Origin of the sequence: Rhodococcus sp. TAF43, from assembly GCF_052113525.1 — a bacterium.
Lineage (GTDB): Bacteria > Actinomycetota > Actinomycetes > Mycobacteriales > Mycobacteriaceae > Prescottella.
This window is the reverse complement of the sequence record NZ_JBFRDL010000048.1, coordinates 1-20,029: the sequence shown is the minus strand read 5'-3', so window position 1 is coordinate 20,029 and position 20,029 is coordinate 1. Positions and strand designations below refer to the sequence as shown.

General features: G+C 69.2%; 19 protein-coding genes and 2 tRNA genes. 14 read left to right on the top strand and 7 right to left on the bottom strand.

Annotated features, from left to right (window positions below; genetic code table 11):
- The first annotated feature begins 5 nt into the window (after positions 1-5).
- The 5 genes from AB4Z09_RS23415 (at position 6) to AB4Z09_RS23395 (ending at position 4,223) form a co-directional block, all read left to right on the top strand.
- Positions 6-1,103 carry a glycerophosphodiester phosphodiesterase family protein gene (locus AB4Z09_RS23415; protein WP_442240786.1) on the top strand — a complete coding sequence of 366 codons (1,098 nt, stop codon included), beginning with the start codon at positions 6-8 and terminating at the stop codon, positions 1,101-1,103.
- A gap of 170 nt (positions 1,104-1,273) precedes the next feature.
- A complete protein-coding gene (locus AB4Z09_RS23410; protein WP_442240785.1) occupies positions 1,274-2,083 on the top strand; it encodes a class I SAM-dependent methyltransferase in 810 nt (269 codons plus the stop codon).
- Complete coding sequence (locus AB4Z09_RS23405) at positions 2,080-2,856, top strand: class I SAM-dependent methyltransferase (RefSeq protein WP_442240784.1); 777 nt, start codon at positions 2,080-2,082, stop codon at positions 2,854-2,856. The genes AB4Z09_RS23410 and AB4Z09_RS23405 overlap by 4 nt, the downstream gene beginning before the upstream one ends.
- Positions 2,853-3,761, top strand: coding sequence for a mycobacterial-type methylenetetrahydrofolate reductase (locus AB4Z09_RS23400; RefSeq protein WP_442240783.1), 909 nt, complete (start codon positions 2,853-2,855; stop codon positions 3,759-3,761). Before AB4Z09_RS23405 ends, AB4Z09_RS23400 begins: the two co-directional genes overlap by 4 nt.
- Positions 3,762-3,791: 30 nt before the next feature.
- The gene (locus tag AB4Z09_RS23395) at positions 3,792-4,223 is read left to right on the top strand and encodes a PaaI family thioesterase (protein WP_442240782.1); all 432 of its coding nucleotides are present in this window, start codon (positions 3,792-3,794) and stop codon (positions 4,221-4,223) included.
- Here the strand turns inward: AB4Z09_RS23395 and pcaG are convergent, their stop codons facing one another.
- Both pcaG and pcaH read right to left on the bottom strand, forming a co-directional pair.
- Positions 4,224-4,895: a protocatechuate 3,4-dioxygenase subunit alpha gene (pcaG, locus tag AB4Z09_RS23390; RefSeq protein ID WP_442240781.1), complete on the bottom strand. Its 672-nt coding sequence runs from the start codon at positions 4,893-4,895 to the stop codon at positions 4,224-4,226. It abuts the gene before it with no gap.
- Positions 4,892-5,620, bottom strand: coding sequence for a protocatechuate 3,4-dioxygenase subunit beta (pcaH, locus tag AB4Z09_RS23385; RefSeq protein WP_442240780.1), 729 nt, complete (start codon positions 5,618-5,620; stop codon positions 4,892-4,894). Before pcaH ends, pcaG begins: the two co-directional genes overlap by 4 nt.
- Before the next feature lie 95 nt (positions 5,621-5,715).
- Between pcaH and AB4Z09_RS23380 the strand changes: the two genes are divergently transcribed.
- The gene (locus tag AB4Z09_RS23380) at positions 5,716-6,672 is read left to right on the top strand and encodes a LysR substrate-binding domain-containing protein (RefSeq protein WP_442240779.1); all 957 of its coding nucleotides are present in this window, start codon (positions 5,716-5,718) and stop codon (positions 6,670-6,672) included.
- 105 nt (positions 6,673-6,777) lie between these two features.
- A complete protein-coding gene (locus tag AB4Z09_RS23375; RefSeq protein ID WP_397484751.1) occupies positions 6,778-7,566 on the top strand; it encodes an IclR family transcriptional regulator in 789 nt (262 codons plus the stop codon).
- Positions 7,567-7,752: 186 nt separating this feature from the next.
- Here AB4Z09_RS23375 and AB4Z09_RS23370 read toward each other — a convergent pair whose 3' ends face one another.
- Positions 7,753-8,670 (bottom strand): D-isomer specific 2-hydroxyacid dehydrogenase family protein, encoded by a 918-nt coding sequence (locus tag AB4Z09_RS23370; RefSeq protein ID WP_442240802.1) that lies wholly within the window; start codon positions 8,668-8,670, stop codon positions 7,753-7,755.
- A gap of 325 nt (positions 8,671-8,995) precedes the next feature.
- On the opposite strand from AB4Z09_RS23370, the gene AB4Z09_RS23365 reads away from it, so the two are divergent.
- Positions 8,996-10,468, top strand: a complete 1,473-nt coding sequence (locus AB4Z09_RS23365) for an alkaline phosphatase PhoX (protein WP_442240778.1) — start codon at positions 8,996-8,998, stop codon at positions 10,466-10,468.
- Positions 10,469-10,791: 323 nt separating this feature from the next.
- The gene (locus AB4Z09_RS23360) at positions 10,792-11,499 is read left to right on the top strand and encodes a hypothetical protein (protein ID WP_442240777.1); all 708 of its coding nucleotides are present in this window, start codon (positions 10,792-10,794) and stop codon (positions 11,497-11,499) included.
- A 139-nt stretch (positions 11,500-11,638) separates the two neighbouring features.
- Here the strand turns inward: AB4Z09_RS23360 and AB4Z09_RS23355 are convergent.
- The 3 genes from AB4Z09_RS23355 to AB4Z09_RS23345 all read right to left on the bottom strand — a co-directional run bounded on the left by AB4Z09_RS23355 (position 11,639) and on the right by AB4Z09_RS23345 (position 12,670).
- Positions 11,639-11,711: transfer RNA gene (locus AB4Z09_RS23355), tRNA-Arg, on the bottom strand.
- Positions 11,712-11,758: 47 nt separating this feature from the next.
- Positions 11,759-11,850, bottom strand: a tRNA-Ser gene (locus tag AB4Z09_RS23350).
- A gap of 94 nt (positions 11,851-11,944) precedes the next feature.
- Positions 11,945-12,670, bottom strand: coding sequence for a dienelactone hydrolase family protein (locus tag AB4Z09_RS23345; RefSeq protein WP_174907577.1), 726 nt, complete (start codon positions 12,668-12,670; stop codon positions 11,945-11,947).
- Positions 12,671-12,731: 61 nt separating this feature from the next.
- Between AB4Z09_RS23345 and hisC the strand changes: the two genes are divergently transcribed.
- A complete protein-coding gene (gene hisC, locus AB4Z09_RS23340) occupies positions 12,732-13,820 on the top strand; it encodes a histidinol-phosphate transaminase (protein WP_442240776.1) in 1,089 nt (362 codons plus the stop codon).
- 79 nt (positions 13,821-13,899) lie between these two features.
- Positions 13,900-15,609, top strand: coding sequence for a bifunctional metallophosphatase/5'-nucleotidase (locus AB4Z09_RS23335; RefSeq protein ID WP_442240775.1), 1,710 nt, complete (start codon positions 13,900-13,902; stop codon positions 15,607-15,609).
- Here the strand turns inward: AB4Z09_RS23335 and AB4Z09_RS23330 are convergent.
- A complete protein-coding gene (locus AB4Z09_RS23330) occupies positions 15,606-16,607 on the bottom strand; it encodes an alpha/beta hydrolase (protein WP_442240774.1) in 1,002 nt (333 codons plus the stop codon). The genes AB4Z09_RS23335 and AB4Z09_RS23330 overlap by 4 nt on opposite strands.
- Positions 16,608-17,144: 537 nt before the next feature.
- Here AB4Z09_RS23330 and AB4Z09_RS23325 point away from each other — a divergent pair.
- From AB4Z09_RS23325 to AB4Z09_RS23315, 3 genes are all read left to right on the top strand, one after another.
- Positions 17,145-18,056, top strand: a complete 912-nt coding sequence (locus tag AB4Z09_RS23325; protein WP_442240773.1) for a tyrosine-protein phosphatase — start codon at positions 17,145-17,147, stop codon at positions 18,054-18,056.
- Between the two features lie 276 nt (positions 18,057-18,332).
- On the top strand, positions 18,333-18,926 hold the full coding sequence (locus AB4Z09_RS23320; RefSeq protein ID WP_114723795.1) for a dihydrofolate reductase family protein: 594 nt from the start codon (positions 18,333-18,335) through the stop codon (positions 18,924-18,926).
- A 67-nt stretch (positions 18,927-18,993) separates the two neighbouring features.
- Positions 18,994-19,884 carry an alpha/beta fold hydrolase gene (locus AB4Z09_RS23315; protein ID WP_217487171.1) on the top strand — a complete coding sequence of 297 codons (891 nt, stop codon included), beginning with the start codon at positions 18,994-18,996 and terminating at the stop codon, positions 19,882-19,884.
- Positions 19,885-20,029: the final 145 nt, after the last annotated feature.

The window sequence follows — 20,029 nt, the reverse complement described above, 5'->3', positions numbered from 1 at the left end:
GCGGCATGAATCTTCGTCGGGCCATCTCCGCACTTGCGGTCACCTCCTTCGCCGCGCTGCCACTCGCGGCCCTCGCCCCGGCCACCGCGTCCGCCACCGGCAGCCTCGACTGGTTCGGATCGGCGGGCAGCAGCGCCCCGGCCGAGCCCACCTTCGACGTCCAGGCGCACCGCGGCGGCCTCGGCCTGTACACCGAGAGCAGCCTCGCCGCCTTCTCCAACGCGCTCGAAATGGGTGTCAGCACAATGGAACTGGACACGCAGGTCACCGAGGACGGCATCGCCGTCGTCACCCACGACCGCAAGATCTCGCACAAGAAGTGTCAGGACACCGCCCCGGCAACCCCGGGCGATCCGGAGTTCCCCTACGTCGGCAAGTACATCAAGGACCTGACGCTCGAGCAGATCAAGACCATGGACTGCGGCTCGCTGCGGCTCGCCGACCACCCCGGTCAGCAGACGGTCCCGGGCGCGAAGATGCAGACCCTCACCGAGGTGCTCGATCTGGTGAAGTCGTACAACGCCCCCGACGTCAAGATGAACATCGAGACCAAGGTGGAGGCCGGCGCGCCGTCGGAGACCGCGCCCCGTGAGCTGTTCGTCGGCACCGTGCTGAACACCATCCGCGACGCCGGGATGCTCGACCGCGTCACGATCCAGAGCTTCGACTGGGGATCGCTCATGCTCACCCGTCAGCTCGCGCCGTCCGTCCCGCTCGTCGCGCTCACCAACGGCGACTTCCTGCAGATCGGCAAGGACGGCGCCTCGCCGTGGCTGGGCGGGCTCGACATCGACGACTTCGGCGGCGACGCCATCGCGGCGATCTCCACGTTCGGCGCGTCGGCGTACTCGCCGGTGCAGGGCACCCCGCAGAACGGCAAGGTGTCCGACCCGAACTTCACGCTGTACGTGACGAAGGAGATGGTCGACTCGGCCCACGCACGTGACATCAAGGTCATCCCGTGGACCGTCGACGACCCCGAGACCATGCATGCCCTGATGGACCTCGACGTCGACGGCATCATCACCGACTACCCCGACCGCCTGCGCACCGTCCTCACCGAGCGGGGACTCGAGCTGCCCGCGCCCGCGGCGAAGAAGTAGCGCCTCACCCATTCGAATTCGACGCCCCCGCCGACACCTGTCGGCGGGGGCGTCGCCGTCGGCCACCCCGACAGTCGCCGGGTTCTCGGTACCATCGGGAGTGGACCTGTCGCCCGTGTGACCGAGGCAGCGGCGGGCCTCGGCAGGTGCAATCCAGGGAGATGATCCACGTGGATCGATCGACGGAGCCGGAACAGATCTCGACCCTCGCGACCCCGCAGCGGCTGGAAAAGCTGCTGCGGCCGGGTGTGACGTGGGTGCCGACGGCGGACGGGTATTTCGACACATTGCCCGGTGAGACCGTTCCCCCACCGGGGCGCGCGCAGGCCGCGTGGCAGACGTCGCTCGGCGCGGCGATGTACCAACGGATGCAACGGGTGACCGCCGCCGTGATGGCCCCCGGATTCTCGACCGTCGCCGCCCAACTCCGGTTGCGACCGGGGCAGACGGTCGTCGACGTCGGTTGTGGGCCCGGCAACGTCACCACCGCCTTGGCCGACGCGGTCGGCCCGCACGGGCTGGCGGTCGGGGTGGACCTGTCGGCGCCGATGTTGGCGCGAGCGGGTCAGCGGCCCCGTCCGAACATCGGACTTCTCCGCGGAAACGCGACACACCTCCCGTTGCGCGACGACTGCGCCGACGCGGCCTGCGCCACATTGGTGATCATGCTCGTGCCCGAACCGGTCGACGCCCTGACCGAGATGATCCGGATCGTGAAACCGGGCGGATGGCTGCTGGTGATGGTCCCGTGCCGACCCGACGGACCCGCCGCGGTGGTCGCCCGCCCGCTGACGGACCTGGCCGAACGTTTCGGCGGCGCACGCATGTTCGCCCCGGATGGCCCGGCCATCCTGCTCGAGCAGCTCGGCTGTGAACGGATCTACACCCGGCAGCGGTGCAACATGCTCACCGTGCGAGCCCGCACCCCGGCCTCCACCCAGGATTCGACATCCGCCTCGTCGGGAAGGAACAGCAAGTGAACGCGAATGCGCCCCAACCACCCACCCCACCGGGTCCCGCCGACTTCGATGCGCTGTATCGCGGCGACTTCGACGCCCTCAACCAGAACCCGCAGCCCACCGAGACCGCACAACACCCCGGGTTCCAGCTCGACAAGGTGCCGTGGGACATCGGCGAGGCCCAGCCGGTGATCCGCAACCTCGAGGCCGACGGTCAGATCGCGAGCGAGGTTCTCGACATCGGTTGYGGGCCGGGCGAAAACACGATATTCCTCGCAGACCGCGGATACCGGGTCTGCGGGCTCGACGCCGCGCCCGCCGCGATCGACATCGCCCGCGAACGCGCCCGACTGCGCGGGCTCGAGAAGGCCGTCCACTTCGACGTCGCCGATGCCCTCACCCTGACCGGCTACACCGACCGATTCACCACCGCGATCGACAGCGCGCTGTACCACTGCTTCGACGAGGACACGCGCCACCGCTACGTCGCGGCGCTGCACCGCGCCTGCCGACCGGGCGCGCGACTGCATCTCCTGTGTTTCTCGGACCTGGTTCCGGACGAGTTCCCCGGCCCCTTCCGGATCAGCGAAGGCAACCTCCGCGACACGCTCGCGGGTGCGGGATGGGCGATCAGACGGCTCGAACGCACCACGTACACCACCGCGATGACCCGCGGCGACATGGCCGGGCAGGCCGACGCGCCGCTGGCCGCCGTCGCCGACAGACTCGGCTACGACGCCCAGGACCGTCTCCTCGCCCCGGCCTGGCTGGCCACGGCCGAACGCGCGCAATGAACACGGTGGCACTGGAATTGGTGCCACCGGAACTCGACGGCGGCACGGACCGGGCCGTGCAGGAGACCGGCGCGGCCGCCGAACACTGTCGGCGCCACGGGCTCACCGGCCGCGTGAGCCACGTGATGCTGCCCGGCATCGTCGCCGAGGACGCGGATCGGCCCGTCGCGCTGACGCCGCGGATGGACGTGCTGGACTTCTGGGCGGCGGTCCGTCCGGCGCTCGGCCCGGTCGTGGGCCTGTGCACGCAGGTCACGGTGTTCCAGGACGAACGCCGACTCACCGACCGCGTGCGGCGGTTGCGCGACGCCGGCATGGACGGCATCACCTTCGTCGGCAAGCCGCACGGCATGCCGGTCGCCGCCGCGCCGGGGATCACGCCCCAGGACGCGCTCATGCGCTTCCGCGACCTGATCCCCCACCGCGGCGTAGTGATGATCCCCACGCGCCGAGGCGAAGTCGGCCGCTTCGACGAGAAATGCGAGTGCGGCGCGACCTTCGCGCTGACCCAGTTGCTGTACTCCGACCGGATCGTGGACTTCCTGCAGACGTTCGCCGCGCGCAGCGCACACCGCCCGGAGATCCTGCTGTCGTTCGGATACGTGCCCGGCATGGAGCGGCAGGTGCGGCTGATCGATTGGCTCATCCACGACACGGGCAACGAACTGGTCCGGCAGGAACAGGAATTCGTCGCCCACACTGCGGCCGGTTCACTGGAACAGCGCCGACACGCGCTGCTGGATCTCTACCGACGCGTGATCGACGGGGTCCACGATCTGGGGTTCCCGCTGGGCGTGCACCTCGAGGCGCCGTACGGCGTCTCCGGCGCGGCGTGCGAGACGTTCGCCGAGATGCTCGACTACTGGTCACCGGCACCGCCGTCGCTGACGTGCGATAGTCGATGACGGACAGTCGAACATCGCCGAGGAGGTTCCATGTCGAGCAGCGGGGCACGGCTCAGCGTCGAGGACGCCCGCACCCATCTCGCATCGCAGCCGTTCAGCGTCCTGCTCGGCGCCCGACTGGTCTCGTTCGACGCGGACGGCGCCGTTCTCGAGGTCGATTCCCGACCGGACCTGCTGCAGCAGAACGGTTTCCTGCACGGCGGGGTGCTCGCCTACGCCGCCGACAACACCCTCACCTACGCCGCCGGCACGGCGCTGGGGCCCGGCGTCCTCACCGGCGGCATGACCATCGAGTACGTGCGCCCCGCCCAGGGAAGGACACTGCGCGCCACCGCGCGGGTGGTCCACTCCGGACGACGCCGCGCGGTGTGCCGGTGCGAGCTGGAGATGGTGGCCGACGACGGCAGCACCCGCCTGTGCGCCGTCGCGCAGGGCACCGTGCTGCCGGTCGCCGTCCCCTGATCAGATGTCGAAGAACACCGTCTCCGCGCCGCCGTCGGGGGTGTCCTGCAGCCGGATATCGAAGGTGTAGAACACCTTTCCGTCCCGCTCGGAACGCTTCGCGATCAGCGTCTCGCGACGGGTCTCCCACTCGATGCCGCCCAGAACGGGGTCGGCGGCGTTCGCGGCGGCCTCGTCGTCGAAGTAGATCCGGGTGTGCAGTCCCACGTTGATACCGCGGGCGAACACCACGACGCAGATGTGCGGGGCCTGCACGCGACCGCCGTCGGCCTCGACCGGACCGGGCTTGATCGTGCGGAACTCGAAGACGCCGGAGTCGAAGTCGGCGCCGGTGCGCCCCCAGCCCCGGAACGTCGGGTCGAGCTGCTTGTCCTGCGGGTCGAGGCGGTGCGCGTACTTGCCCGACGCGTTGGCCTGCCAGATCTCGAGCAACGCGTCGCGCACCAGGGTGCCGCTGCCGTCGAACACGCGGCCCTCGATCGTGATCCGCTCGCCCACGGTGTCGTCGGCGATCAGGTCGTTACCGAAGTTGTTCTCGAAGATCTCGAAGCCGGCCTGCTGCGGCGCGAGTCCGATGTGGACGTACGGGCCGCCGGTCTGCGACGGCGTCTCCGGGAACCGGGTGACCATCGGGCGCGGGGTCAGCGGGGCGGAGGGCAGGGCGAAGGTCATCGCGGGGCTCCCGGGAGGGTGTTCTCGAAGAAGGTGGCGCGGCGGCCGCGCAGGGTGAGATCGAAGCGGTAGGTGCGGGCGTCGAACGGGATGTGGTTCGCCGGATCCTCCTGCGCGATGAGGCTGCGGACCTGCTCGACGGTGGGGATCGTCTTGGCGATGGGGCAGCGCTCGATCAGCGGGTCGCCCTCGAAGTACAGCTGGGTGATCAGCCGCTGTGCCCAGCCGTCGGCGCTGAGCGACATGTGGATGTGCGCGGGCCGCCACGCGTTGGTGCTGTTGGCCCACGGGTACGGTCCCGGCTTGATGGTGCGGAAGACGTAGTAGCCGTTGCTGTCGGTGATCATCCGGCCGCAGCCGCCGAAGTTCGGATCGATCGGCGCGAGATACTGGTCCTTCTTGTGCCGGTAGCGGCCGCCCGCGTTGGCCTGCCACACCTCGACCAGCGCGCCGGAGACGGGATTGCCGAACTCGTCGCGCACGTACCCGTGGACCACCAGGCGCTCACCGATCGGCAGCCCGTCCTTCGCGAAGTTGAGGATCAGGTCGTTGTCCTTCTCCCCCAGTTCGCGCGCGCCGAACACCGGCCCGGTGATCTCGGACAACGTGTTCCGCGGCGAGATGAGCGCGTTGCGCGGCGAGCGCAGCACGCTGGTCTTGTAGCCCGGGGTCAGCGCGGGCGGATGCACCGTCGCGTCGCGTTCGACGAATTCGCCGATGGTCATGGTGATACTCCTGTCGAGCGGGTTCCCGACCACACTATTTTTGAGCTCACCTCATGTAAATTGACCATTTCGGCGCCTTTCCATAACCTACGGATATGCCTGCCGGGTTCGTTCCGCCTCCCGAATCCCTCGCCGCGTCCCGACTGCTGCACCGGATCCGGCTGCGACACCTCACGTGCTTCGTCGCGGTGGCCCAGGAGCGCAACCTGGGCCGGGCCGCCGAGCGGCTGCACCTGACGCAACCCGCGGTGACCAAGACCCTCAACGAGCTCGAGGCTCTCGCCGGGACGCGCCTGGTCGACCGCGGTCGGCACGGCGCCCGGCTCACCCCGGCCGGCGAGCAGTTCCTGCGGCACGCGGTGGAGGTGACCGACGCGATGGAGTCGGCGGCGTCGGCCCTCGCGGGCGCGGGCGCCCCCAGCACACCGATCCGGGTCGGCGCCCTGCCGACGGTCGCCAGCGTGCTGCTGCCGGCCGCGATCTCCCGCGTGCACGAGCGGTATCCCGGCGTGGGAGTCCAGGTCACCACCGGGTCCAATGCGGTCCTGCTCGCCGCGGTGCGCGCCGGGGAACTCGATCTCGCCCTCGGCCGCATGACCGAACCCGTTGCGCTGCACGATGTCGCCTTCGAACTGCTCTACACCGAGTCGCTGGCGCTGATCGTCCGCCCCGACCACCCGCTCACCGCGTCCACGGGTCCGGCGGCGATGCCCGCGGTGCTCGAGTACCCGCTGGTGGTCGCGACGGCCGGCACCGTCCCGCGTCACCACACCGAGGTGCTGCTGCAGCGGCACGGCCTGCACCTGCCGGCCGGCTGCGTCGAAACCCTCGACGTCACCGTGGCCCGCACCCTCGCCCGCCGCGGCAACGCGGTGTGGTTCACCCCCGAGCGGGTGCCGCAGACCGACCTCGACGACGGCACCCTCGTGCGGCTGCCGCAGCCGACGCCGGGCACCGCAGAGCCGGTGGGGCTGTTCCGACGACCCGCAGCGGAATCCTCCGCCGCCATCGAGGAACTAGCCGGAATCCTGCGGGAGCTCGCCGACGGCTAGCCGTACCGGGCGCCGGACTCGTCGGCCACATCACCTCTCGGCAATGATGTATCCGGCCAGTCCGAACAAACGGCTGACCGAATGAGGCGAGACGTGGAGGTGTCGATGACGGTCGGCGGGTCGCGGAGCCCCCTGGCTTCCCGCGAACTACGCGGCGAACCCCCGGTCTCGATGATCGAGCGCACGACCCTGATCCTCGAGTCGTTCGACAGTCGGACGTCGCGACTGACCCTCGAGGAGGTCACCCGGCGCACGCGACTTCCCCGCTCGACGGTGCACAGGATCCTCGACAAACTCGTCCAGTTGGACTGGCTCGAGCACCTGACGTCGGGCTACTGCCTGGGGGGCCGCGCGATGGCCCTGTCCGCCGACGACGACAGCCAGACCGAGATCCGCGCCGCGGCGGCGCCACTGCTGCACGAACTGCACCTGCAGACCGGACTCGTGGTCCACCTGGCGGTGCTGGACCGCAGCCAGAGCGTCTACCTCGACAAGGTCGGCGGGCGCCTCGCCGCGACGCTGCCGACCCGCGTCGGTGGCCGCGGCCCCGCCTACTCGACCGCCGGTGGAAAATCGATGCTCGCGTGGCTCGACCCGGAGCGGATCGACGGACTCTACGAGAACCGGCTGAGCCGCTGCACCGACCGCACGATCACCGACATCTCCGCGCTGCATCTGGAGTTGGGGCGGATCCGCCATCGCCGGGGGCTGGCCTACGAGCGCGGCGAGGCGGTTCGCGGCGTCGCCTGCGTGGGCGCCGCGGTCCACCTCCGCGACCGCCCGGTGGCCGCGATCTCACTGTGCGGCGACGCGCGTTCGGGCAAGCTCGAGCACTTCGCCCCGCTCGTCCTCGACGCCACGCGCGAAGCCTCGCGCGTCCTTCACCTCAGCTGAGTACGTGCGCGCTCCGTTCCACTCTCCCGGACCCGTGACGAGGGCAAACGTGACGAGAACCTGGTCGCACGGGCCGACTTGGCACGCGTGGCAACTCCACTTCATCACGGGGAACACAGTTCGCCCGCTGGCACAGCCAGAACAGCAGCACCGCGACGACCACGACCGGTTACGGGTCACCCCGGATCAGTAGCCCACCGACGCATCGATCCGCGCCACCAACTCCTCGCCCGCGACGAAGCGCTGCACGTTCTCCGCGACGTGCTCAGCGAACGCGGAGTGGCGCACCGAGGGCGGATTCGAGTCGTGCGGGGTGATGATCGCGTTCGGCAGCGTCCACAACGGGTGGCCGTCGGGCAGCGGTTCCGGGTCGGTGACGTCCAGTCCCGCGCCACCGATCATGTTGTCCCGCAGGGCGGTCACCAGCGCATCGGTGTCGACGAGCGACCCCCGAGCGACGTTGATCACCCACGACCGCGGGCCGAGTTCGGCGAGCTGCCGGGCCCCGACCAGGTGCCGGGTCTCGTTGGTTGCCGGGGCCGCGACCACGACGTGGTCGACCCGCCCGAAGACCTCGTCGACGCGGTCGGCGGGGATCGTCTCGGCGGCGCCGGGCACCGGGCGGCCGGAGCGGTTGACCGCGATCACCGTCGCGCCGACCGCGGCGAGCATCGGGATCATCGCCCGCCCGATTCCACCCGCCCCGACGATCGCGACCCGCGCCCCGCGCAGCGTCCCGACCCTGCCGAAGAACTCGCGCTGCCGCCACGTGGTCGCGGCCAGGTGCTCGGGCAGCGCGCGGACACCCGCCAGCAGCAGCATGAACGCGTGCTCGGCGACGGTCGCCGAGAAGGCACCGGCCGCCGACGTCCACACGACCTCCGGGTGCCGCTGGATGACGCCGGCGTCGAACCAGTGCTCCACGCCGGCCGAGTTGAGTTGCACCCACCGAATCGACTCGGGCAGCTCGGCCGGGAAACTCGTGGCGTCCTCGCCGTCCCACACGAGCGCCTGCGCGTCCGCCAGGTCCGCGAGTTCAGCGCCACCGCGGACGACGGCGTCCGACAGCAGGTCGTCGGGCTTCGGGCCGAGGGCGATGAGCATCGGTGTCGTCACAAGGTCTCCTTCGCAGTGCGGCCGGTCGTCCCGGGCCTCGGGTCCGAGGCTAGGCGTCGAGGCCGCGGGATCTACAGCTGCCGTCCCCACCAGCGGTGCCGGTGGGGGATTTCCGATATGCGTCCGAAGGGATTAGAGCCTCCGACCTCGATCTGCGGCTCTGCGCAGGAGCCCGTCACCGTCGGCGCGGCGGTACCAGCGCGAGGAAGTTCCGGCCCGGTTCATCGGCAGGCCATCCGGCGGCATTCCGTCGTTGTGGTTGCCGACCTACCGTCCTCGCGTCGTTGACTATCCAATGGGAGGTACCCGCACAGTGACCACCTCACCGCTCAATCGCCGCACGTTCCTCGAACGCACCGCCCTGGCCGGAATCGGGGTAACGCTCGCGGGCAGTGTCGGCACCCTGTTCCGGCCCGCTCTCGCGGGCGCCGCGCCCGGCGGCGTGATCGGCTACGGCCCGCTCGTCCCCGACCCCAACGGGATTCTCGCCCTGCCCGAGGGGTTCTCGTACACGATCGTCTCCCGCTCGGGCGAGACGCTGCTCGACGGTGGCGTCCCGTTCCCGAGTGATCCCGATGCGAACGGTGTATTCGCGAACGGCACCGGCACCACGATCGTCACCAACCATGAGGTCGGCAGCAACGAACCGTACGGTGTCCCGGCCGTCGACGGGCTCACCTACGACCCGGGTGCCCGCGGTGGCACCACCACCACCACCGCGATCGACCGCAGCGGTGCACGCCAGGGCCAGTACGTCAGCGTCGCGGGCACGGTGAACAACTGTGCGGGCGGCATCACCCCGTGGGGCACCTGGCTCACGTGCGAGGAGACCGAGGCGCGCGCCGGCTCGAACGGTTTCACCCTCGCCCACGGCTACGTCTTCGAGGTCGATCCCACCAGCCAGGCCGCGAACATCGGCAAGAGCCCGATTCCGCTGAAGTTCCTCGGCCGGTACGCGCACGAGGCGGTCGCCGTCGACCCGTCGTCGACCGCCGTCTATCTCACCGAGGACGCAGGCGGCCCCAACGGCCTGTTCTACCGGTGGACCCCGCCGCAGGGCTTCATCGGTGGCCCGGGTGCGTTCCACGCGCTCGCGCAGTCGCCGGGCGGGGACACCGCCGGCACCCTGCAGGCGATGAAGTGCTTCCTCGACGGCACCCACGTGCCCGATCTCTCGCAGGCGACCGCACCGGGCGTCCGCTACACCGTGCAGTGGATCGACGTCCCCGACCGTGACGCGAAGACCACCTCGGTGCGCAAGCAGTTCACCAACGACCAGGTCACCCGTAGCCGCAAGCTCGAGGGGCAGTGGTGGGGCGACGGCGGCGTCTACGTCGTCGCCAGCTTCGCCCGCACCAGCGATGGCAGCGTCGCCGAGCACGACGGGCAGGTGTGGTTCTACGATCCGGCCACCCAGACGATCGAGCTGAAGACCCTGTTCGGTGTGAACCCGGACCCCTCCGTCGACACCAGCAACTACGACGGGCCCGACAACATCACTGTGTCGCCGCACGGCGGCCTGATCCTCGCCGAGGACGGCGACGGCATCAGCCATCTGATCGGGGTCACCGAGAACGGCGAGCCGTTCTCGGTCGCCCGGAACGAACTGAACGAGAGCGAGTTCTGCGGTCCGGCATTCAGCCACGACGGCCAGACGCTCTACGCCAACATCCAGACCCCCGGGATCACCGTCGCGATCCGGGGCCCCTGGCGGACTTCGACGGGCTCGTCCGTCGGCTCGGCCGGCTTCTCCTTCGGCTCGGCCAGTCTGCCGTTCGGCTCGTAGACCGAAGCCCTTGCAGTAGCAGGGGAACGAAGTATCAGCGGCCCGCTCCAACGTCTGGAGCGGGCCGCCCACGGGAAGTGCGACTTCCGATTCGTTCCGTGTCGTACTCGAGGAGGGCGCTGACAGCCAATCGAGGTGTCATTGACCACGATGGATGCCATCGCCAAAAATCAGTCCGACTGGTCTGATTCATCCCGGGCATGAAACGGACAATCACCGCAATCGCTATATCTGCTGCCGCGCTGGTGATCGGAGGGTGCTCCAGCTCGGATCCTGGACCATCGGACTCGACCCCGACTGCGGAGCTCGGCGCCACGCAAACTGTGAAGGGCGACGGCTGGGAAGCCGAGGTCACCGTCGCGGATCTCGTCACGCGCGAGATGGACTACTACGGCGAGATCAAGCCGGAACGGCAATACCGGGCGCTAGTCGCGGTCCGGTCCGTCAGCGGCGCGACTCCACTCGCGTCGAATGCGTTTGAGGCCATCTCCGCAGACGGGGCGAGCCTCACGCTGTCAATCGGCGGCGAGTCGGATGACATCCAGACCGGTGACATCCCCGCCGGCCAGCAGCGCGCGGGGATGGTGACATGGACCGGCAAGCCGGACATCCAGGTCTCGAAGATCTCGTACTTACGAGAGGGCGCCTTCCCTGCTGCAACGTGGACCGTGCCCGGTGCGGCTGAGTCGGCGCCGCCGTCACGGATGCCGAACCATGACGAGGTCGTCGCGACTCAGTCCGCTGCTCCGGCACCAGCTACCTCCGTTTCCGCGCCAGCGGTCGAAACACCCGGGGTGACGCAGGYACCGGCCGTGGCGACTGCCCGGCAGGTGACGCCGACCTACGAGGCCCCCGCCGCCGGGGAGCCGCAGGCGCCGATCGGATTCACGGGTGCACCGAATGGGGCACCCGGGCCCTTGACGGGCAAGACGGTGGACTACTGCATGGATCAGTCGATGTATCAACGCGGCACCACGCAGTTCACCGACGGAACGACCGGATGGACTGAGCAGTGCGCCTACGGCGGCTGAGCTTGCCGCGCAGCTGACGTGAATCGCACCCCACAGTTCCAAGTGGGTATACCCGAACGCCCCGAGAACGTGCCGTCGTGACCGGCTGACGCAAAACGAGAAATCCCCCACCAGCGGTGCTGGTGGGGGATTTCTGATGTGCGCCCGAAGGGATTCGAACCCCTAACCTCTTGATCCGTAGTCAAGTGCTCTATCCGTTGAGCTACGGGCGCATGTCCAAACAGTGTTCATTTGTTACTGGCCCAACGAAGCACCAGTGTGGCGGAGGCGAGAGGATTTGAACCTCCGGTCCCCTTTAAGGGGGACAACTCATTAGCAGTGAGTCCCATTCGGCCGCTCTGGCACGCCTCCTTGGGGGCCGGCCCTTTCGAACCGCCGGGCGAAACATTACACAGAGATCCCCGGCAAACGCAAAACCGCTGGTCAGCGGCCCAAGCACATGCAATCACCGCAGGTTCCCGTCGAACCAGTCGAAGATCCGGCGCTGGGCGTCGAGCATCGCCACGACGAGCGGGTCCTCGTCGCCGGCGGCCGCCTCGGTGACCGGCGGCTCGTCGGCCCGGTGCGCGAGACCGCTGTAGCTGACGATGTTGGTGGCGACGTCGGCCCGCGCGACCGCGTCTCGTAGCCGCTCGACGTGGTCGCGCGGGGTCATCGGATCGTCCTCGCCGTACAGGCCCAGCCACGGCGCCTTGAGCGACGGCCCGGCCTCGACGAGGGTGGGGGTGTCGGCGTTGAGGGGTTCGACGATGCCGTGGGCGGAGACGCTCACGGCGGCCGCGACCGGCCGATTGGTGGCGACGATCATCGCGGCGGTGCCGGCGTCGTCGAATCCGAGCACCCCGACGCAGTCGGTGTAGATGCCACGGTCGACGAGCCAGTCGAAGGTGGCATCGAAGTCGTCGAAGAGGTTCTGGCCGAACACCTCGGTGTCGCTGTGCGCGGCTTCGCGATGGAACAGGTGCGGGGCCACCACCAGCCAGCCCTCCGCGGCGAGGGCGCGCATCAGGTCGATCAGCGCGGGGGTGAACTGTCGGGACTCGTGGAGCACCACGATGCCGCCGCGCGCATGGCGATCGGGCTGGACGGCGGTGAGCGGTACCCGCGGCGCCTCCACGACGGCGTCGTCGTCGGCGCGCAGGGGGGCGCTGTCCCGGAAGATTCCCGGCATGATTCAACCTTGGCACGACCACGTCGACAGTGCACGTGATCGCAGGGCGCATAATCGCATCGTGACCCCCGTGACGACCCGCGCCGATCTTGATTCCATCCCCACCTACGTGCCGGGCCGCAGTTATCCCGGGGCGATCAAGCTGGCGAGCAACGAGACGACGCAGGGCCCGCTGCCCGGCGTCGCGCAGGCCATCGCCGACACCGCCGCCACCGCCAACCGGTACCCGGACAACACCTCCGCGGCGCTGATCCGCGCGCTGTCCGAGTCGCTCGGTGTTCCCACTGAGAACATCGCTACCGGATGCGGCTCCGTCGCGCTGTGCCAGGAGTTGGTGCAGGCCACGTGCAGCGTGGGTGACGAGGTCGTCTACGCGTGGCGCTCGTTCGAGGCCTACCCGGTCGTCACGAAGGTCGCCGGCGCGACGCCGGTCCCGGTGCCCCTCACCGCCGAGCACGGCCACGACCTGGACGCGATGCTGGCCGCGATCACCGACCGCACCCGCCTGATCTTCGTGTGCAACCCCAACAACCCCACCGGCTCCGCGCTGGGCCGCGAGGAGCTCGAGCGGTTCCTCGACGCCGTCCCGGCGAACATCGTCGTCGCACTGGACGAGGCCTACTTCGAGTACAACCGCTCCGGCGTCGATGGCGTCGGGCTGGCCCGCACCCGCCGCAACGTCGTGGTGCTGCGCACGTTCTCCAAGGCGTACGGGCTGGCAGGCATCCGCGTCGGCTACGCGGTCGCCGATCCGGCGATCGTCACCGCACTGGCCAAGGTGCACATCACGTTCAGCGTCAACGCGGTGGCACAGGCCGCGGCGATCGCGTGCCTCGACGCGCAGGACGAGCTGCTGCACCGCACCCACGCCGTGGTCGCCGAGCGCGAGCGGATGCGCGACGCGCTCCTCGCCGCGGGCTACGACGTCCCGGTGACGGAGGCCAACTTCGTGTGGCTGCCGCTGCTGGACCGCTCCGCCGCATACGGCGAGGCCAGCGCCGAGGCCGGCGTGCTCATCCGCCCCTACGGTGTGGACGGCGTGCGGATCACGATCGGCGACCCGCACGAGAACGATGCGTTCCTCGCGTTCGCGACATCCGGTGCGGCACTGGAACTCGCCGGCCTCACGGCGGGCTCCCCCACGACGTAATCCAACCGTTATCGGTCGGCAGTTTCACCGCCGCCGAATCGTTGGCAGACTCTGGGCGGTGTGTCGACCAGGGAGCGGTTTGTCCGGACGCCGGACGCGGGGTCGTGTGTCGGTTCTCGCCGCGGCGCTCGGGGCGTCGCTGACCGTCGGCACGCATGCCGTCGACGCCCGCCCGCCGGACGTCGACACCGTTCCGGTGCGTCTGCTCGCGATCAACGACCTGCACGGCAGCCTGCAGCCGCCCAAGGGGGCGCGCGCCCAGATCTCACGGCCCGACGGTCCCGCGACCGACGCCGGTGGCGCCGCCTACCTCGCCGCGTACGTCGACCAGTTGCGCGCGCAGGCCTCCCACTCGCTGCTCTACTCGGTCGGCGACAGCTGGGGGTCGTCACCGATCGAGTCGGCGTTGTTTCACGACGAACCGACCGTGAACCTGTTGAACGAGATGGGCGTCGACGCGGCATCGATCGGAACCCACGAGCTCGACGAGGGATTCGGAGAGCTGCGCCGCCTGCAGGACGGCGGCTGCCACCCGGTGGACGGCTGCCAGTTCGAAGCGGACTTCACCGGCGCGCAGTTTCCGCTGCTCGCCGCGAACATGACCTTCTCCGACGGCACCCCCGCCACGCTCCCCTACTCGGTGAACTACGTCGACGGCGTGCCCGTCGGCGTCATCGGCGTGATGCCGTTCGACGCACCGTCGAAGGTCAGCGTCGACGGCGTCGCGGGTCTCCAGTTCGGCGACGAGATCGACGCCATCGACCGCACGGCCGACTCCCTCGACTTCCTCGGGGTGCGCGCGATCGTCGTCCTCCTGCACCGCGGCGACGAGCAGGCCACCGGCGGCCCCAACGCGTGCGACGTCGGCGACAGCCCGGCCCGCGACATCGCGACCCGGGCGACCCCGAAGGTGGACGCGATCTTCACCGCCGACAGCCACACCCAGTACAACTGCACGGTCGACGACCCGGCGGGCAACCCGCGGCCGATGATGCAGGCCGCCTCGCACGGACGGATCGTGTCGGTGGTCGACATGAGTCTCGACCGCGCGACCGGTGAGGTGGATCGCGAACAGACGCAGGCCTTCAACCAGATCGTCACGCACGACATCACGCCCGACCCGCGGGTCGCCGAACTCGTCGACCGGGCGAGTACGCAGTCCGGCGAGGTGGCCCAGCGGCCGGTCGGCGCCGTCACCGCGGACATCACCCGCGAACCCGGCACGGGCGGCGAGAGCCCGTTGGGCGACCTGATCGCCGACGCCCAACTCGAGGCGGCGCGCGGGCGTGGGGCACAGATCGCCCTCACCAATCCCGGAGGCGTCCGGGCCGACCTGCTCGCCGGCGACGACGACACCGTCACCTTCGGTGACGCCTACCAGGTCCAGCCGTTCGCGAACTCGCTCCAGGTCCGAACCCTCACCGGAGCGCAGCTGAAAGAGGTTCTCGAGCAACAGTTCCAGCCTCGCGACGACGGGTCCGTGCTGGAGCTGATCCTGGCACCGTCGGCCACACTGACCTACCGGATCGACCGCAGATCGCCGCTCGGTTCGCGCATCGCCGACATCCGCGTCGACGGCGGTCCCGTCGATCCGGACGGCCTCTACCGGGTGGCGGTCAACAAGTTCCTCGCCGACGGCGGCGACGGCTTCACCGTCCTGCGCGACGCCACGCAGCACCACAGCCGATCGATCACCACCACAGAGATTCACCGTCCGAGCCGGCGCCGATCGAAGGCGGGTGTCAGGCTCGGTGGGCGAGTTTGGCAGTCAGCCAACAGATCCTGCTAGATCCCCAAGGCGCGGGCCAGCGTCGGCCACGCTTCCCGCAGGTCGTCCTGCCAGTACGGCCAGGAGTGAGTTCCGTACGGGCGGTACAGGAATGTGGCCGGGATGCCGAGTTGCGCCAGCCTGCCGTCGAACAGCTGGGTACACGAGTGCGACGCTGCTTCGAGCGGCCCGCCGACGACCACCTTCTCGAGCGCATCGGGTGCGCCGAGCTCGTACGGGCCCGCCAGCCCGTTGCCGGTGGAGACGAAGATGTCCTTGCCACGCAACTGTTCCGCGTTCACGGATGGATCGTGTGCGGGCCACGCCGGGTCGCCCGGCGTCCCCCACATGTTGTCGGCGTCGCCGCCCTTCGACGCGACGGTGCCGCGCACCGCGGCCTGCGATTCGACGCGGCCGGTGTCCATGCAACCGCTGAGCGCGGCGACCCCGCGGTAGAGGTCGGGATTGCGGGCGACGAGTGTCATCGCGCCCTGTGCACCCATCGACAGGCCGGCGATCGCGTTGACGCCGTTGCCCCGGAACCGCCCGTCGACGATCGGCGGCAGCTCGCGAGTCAGGAATGTCTCCCAACGGTTTTCACCGAGAACGGGATCGATTCGCTCCCAGTCGGTGTAGTAGCCGGCCGTGCCACCGACGGGCAGGACGACGTTGACGTTCTTGTCCGCGAAGAACTCGACGGCATCGGTCTTCTGCGTCCAGGTGCTCTCCTGGTAGTCCGACTCGGATCCGGCGCTGACACCGTCGAGCAGATACAGCGACGGCCGTGCGGCCGCGCCCTTCGGATGCAGGATCTGCACCTGGACGACCTTGTTCATCGCCGGCGAGAACACGAACAGTGCCGTGCGCTGATCCGTCAACTCCRCCACGTGGTCGACGTGCGCCGCCGCGGCAACCGCCGGTGGCATCTGCTCGATCGGCACGGCATTCGCCGCGAATGCCGGACTGAACATCGACAGCGCGGCCGTCAGGCCCACCGTCGTCATGGCTGATCGCCCCATCACTACTCCGCCCACCCCCTGGGTATCAGTTGACACTCCACGGTACGGAGCGATCCGGTTCGCTGCCGGGTTCTCGACGACATCCGCCGCCGCTGATGTGCCGCCGGGCCGCAGGTGAGGGGGAAATGTGAGAGCAGTCCGTTACAAGTGGACGCGGCCGGATCACGTCGCTGCCGGACGCGGACAATCCACATCACACCCGCGGTTCCGGAATACCCCGCTACCGGTCGGCGTTGTGGACTTCGGATCGGTGCGCTCCGTGTCCCCCGGGCTCAACCCATTGCCCTCGCGGAGTTCCGTCCGGCTGGAGCCGCGTTGCGCCTTTCGCCGTGAGGCGACCGAGCGCACCGATCCACTTCTCGTTTCGACAGCATGCCCATCCGACAGTGTCCCTCCCCCGAAATCGCCACGTATACGTCACGCCGATCTCACGAACCACAGCCGCCGGCCACCGACCGTTCACCGGGCGGCCACGGTTCCGCCAGTTCCTTCGATCAGGATTCGGTCGTTCTGTTGCGAGTGTTCGAAGGAGAAGCGTTGAATTCCCGTCTCAAAGTTGTCGGTGTCGCTGCGGCATTGACCGTTGTCCTCGCCGGATGCAGCCAGTCGACGACCGCCGACACCGCAACCGCCCCGACCGTCTCGTCGACCACGTCCTCGCTGCCGGCGAGTTCGACCGCGACGGCGCAGACTCCGCGTCTGATGTCGGTCAACAACTTCCGCGATCTTGCCGGGCCGGACGGCGGCTACACCACCTCCGACGGACGTCGTGTTCGCGAGGGCGTTCTCTACCGCTCCAACGCACTGGCCACCAGCGACGCGGACGCCGCGACGCTGGACGCCCTCGGCGTGAAGGCTGTCTACGACCTCCGAACCACGGCGGAGATCGGCAAGAGTCCGGATCGTGTTCCCGCGGGCGCGCGCTACACCCACGTCAACATCCTCGGCGACGCCGCGAGCGGCGCGGTCACGTCGTCGGTGGATCTCTCCACGCCCGAGAGCGCCGCGGCAGTGCTCACCGAGGCCAACCGACGGTTCGTGACCGATCCGGCGATGCGCGCACAGTTCGCGACCCTGCTGACCGACATCGCGACCACCGACGGGCCGCAGCTCTTCCACTGCACCGCGGGCAAGGACCGAGCCGGTTGGACCAGCGCGGTTCTGCTGAAGATCGCCGGTGTCGACGACGCGACGGTGATGAGCAATTACCTACTCACCAACGAGTATTCGAAGGATTCCATCGAGGCGACCGCCGCACAGGTCGCGGCCGCGAAGGGCGAGCAGGCCGGTGCGGCCATGAAGGTTCTCATGGGCGTCTCGCCCGAGTTCCTCCAGGCCGGGTTCGACGAGATCAGCACCAACTTCGGTACGTTCGACAACTATCTGACCTCCGGGCTCGGGCTGTCGGCCGACACGATCACCGCATTGAATACCAAGCTCACCGTGTAGGTCTCGGGACTCGCACCGAGCGACGGGTCATGCGCCGCTGCATGATCGACTGAGACCGGCGGACGTAGGTGCTTCCTGTCACGGGCAGGAACGTGCCCGAAGATCCGTGGTGAGGGGGGAATGCCCGACCGTCATTGCAGCGCGTCGAGGTGAACGACGCGCGGTCGTCGGGGGACACTGGGGCGAACGCCGGGCGGGCACCTCGACACCGATGAGTTTGGGGTGGATCGTCGGTCTGTATCACCGAACAGTTCGTCGAGACGAAGGAGACAGTCCGTGCGCATCGTGGTCAGTGAGTTCATGAGCCTGGACGGCGTCGTGCAGGCACCGGGTGGGCCCGAGGAGGACACCGACGGTGGCTTCGCCCACGGCGGGTGGTCCCATCCGTACTTCGACGCCGAGGTGATGGGCGCGGCGATCGGTGCCGCGGCGCAGCAGACGGAGGCGCTGCTGTTCGGGCGCCGCACGTGGCAGACGATGGCGGCCGCGTGGCCGGAGCGGGCCGGAGACCCGTTCGCCGACCACATGAACAACATCCGCAAGTACGTCGTCACCGACACCCTCACCGACGACCAGCTGACCTGGACCAACACCACGCGCATCCCGGCCGGCGACGCCATCGCGGAGATCCGGAAGCTGCGCGCCACCGCAGGCGGCGACCTGTCGGTGATGGGCAGCACGACGCTGGTGCGGACGCTGCTGCGTGAGGGCCTGGTCGACGAACTCCTGCTCATGATCGAGCCGGTGCTCCTCGGCGGCGGGAAGACGATCTTCCCCGACGACGGCGTCCAGCGCCCGCTCGAGCTGGTCTCGTCGGTCACCACGGGCACCGGGGTACTCGTGTGCACCTACCGCCCCGTCACCGACTAGCACCGCACGGGTCTAGGCATCGAAAATCCGTTTACAAGGCCCGGCAGGGCGGACGAGGATCGGGCCCATGTCTGTGGATATCTCGGCGCCGGCCCGACTGGGCGAATCGCGCCTCGCCGACGGGCGAGTGATCGGGTGGGCCGAATGGGGACGCGAGGACGGCGTTCCGGTGCTGGTGTGCCCGGGCGCCGCCACCACCCGATCACTCGGGTTCGGCGCCGGCGTCGTCGATGCGCTCGGCGCGCGGCTCGTCTCGCTCGACCGTCCGGGCCTCGGCCGGTCGACACCGCTGCCCGGTAAGACGTTTCGAGACTTCGCGGCCGATGTCGGCGAGTTCACCGCGCTGCGTGGGCTCGGCAGGCCGGCGATCGTGGGGAACTCTCAGGGGGCGCCCTTCGCCCTCGCCTGCGCGGCGGCCGGTGTCAGTGGCGCGGTCGCGATCGTGTCCGGTGCGGACGAGGTGGCGGCACCGCAGTTCGCCGATGCCCTGCCCGAACCACTCCGCGATCTCGTCGAACTGACCGCGTCGGATCCGGACGCCGCGGAGCGTCTCTTCGCGACGTTCGACGCGGACGCCATGTGGCAGATGGTGATCGACTCCAGCCCCGCGTCCGACCTCGCCGTCTACCGGGACCCCACGTTCGAGGGTTCCTATCGTGCCAGCATGCGTGAGGCGTTCGCGCCGGGCCCCGCCGGCTACGCACGCGACACGGTGTTGGCGATGGGCCGCTGGCCCATCGACCTCACGACGATCGTTGTCCCCGTGGACATCTGGTACGGCGATCAGGACACCGGCCACTCACCCGACAACGGTGAGAGTCTGGCCGCCCGCATCCCCGGAGCTGTTCGCCACCTGGTGCCCGGCATCGGCGGCGCCGTCCTGTGGACACACGCCGAACCGATCCTGCGCGCGTTGCTCGGTCACGCCGATCCGCAGGACCGGGACCAACGGAGCTAGGTGTACCCGGTCAGGACGTTGGTAGCGGGCGTGTCGGCTTGATGTGAAGAGAACCTCCGAGTGGGGTGTGGCTTGTCTAAGGCCCACATCCGCTCGGAGGTTCTCGTGTCCCACCGTAATGCCCGAACCACATATCTCGGCAGAT

Bases quoted from the DNA above. Each gene is read 5' to 3' on its own strand.
- AB4Z09_RS23415 (WP_442240786.1), top strand. From the start codon at position 6: ATGAATCTTCGTCGGGCCATCTCCGCACTTGCGGTCACCTCCTTCGCC.
- AB4Z09_RS23400 (WP_442240783.1), top strand. From the start codon at position 2,853: ATGAACACGGTGGCACTGGAATTGGTGCCACCGGAACTCGACGGCGGC.
- AB4Z09_RS23395 (WP_442240782.1), top strand. From the start codon at position 3,792: ATGTCGAGCAGCGGGGCACGGCTCAGCGTCGAGGACGCCCGCACCCAT.
- pcaG (WP_442240781.1), bottom strand. From the start codon at position 4,895: ATGACCTTCGCCCTGCCCTCCGCCCCGCTGACCCCGCGCCCGATGGTC.
- pcaH (WP_442240780.1), bottom strand. From the start codon at position 5,620: ATGACCATCGGCGAATTCGTCGAACGCGACGCGACGGTGCATCCGCCC.
- AB4Z09_RS23380 (WP_442240779.1), top strand. From the start codon at position 5,716: ATGCCTGCCGGGTTCGTTCCGCCTCCCGAATCCCTCGCCGCGTCCCGA.
- AB4Z09_RS23375 (WP_397484751.1), top strand. From the start codon at position 6,778: ATGACGGTCGGCGGGTCGCGGAGCCCCCTGGCTTCCCGCGAACTACGC.
- AB4Z09_RS23370 (WP_442240802.1), bottom strand. From the start codon at position 8,670: ATGCTCATCGCCCTCGGCCCGAAGCCCGACGACCTGCTGTCGGACGCC.
- AB4Z09_RS23345 (WP_174907577.1), bottom strand. From the start codon at position 12,670: ATGCCGGGAATCTTCCGGGACAGCGCCCCCCTGCGCGCCGACGACGAC.
- AB4Z09_RS23315 (WP_217487171.1), top strand. From the start codon at position 18,994: ATGTCTGTGGATATCTCGGCGCCGGCCCGACTGGGCGAATCGCGCCTC.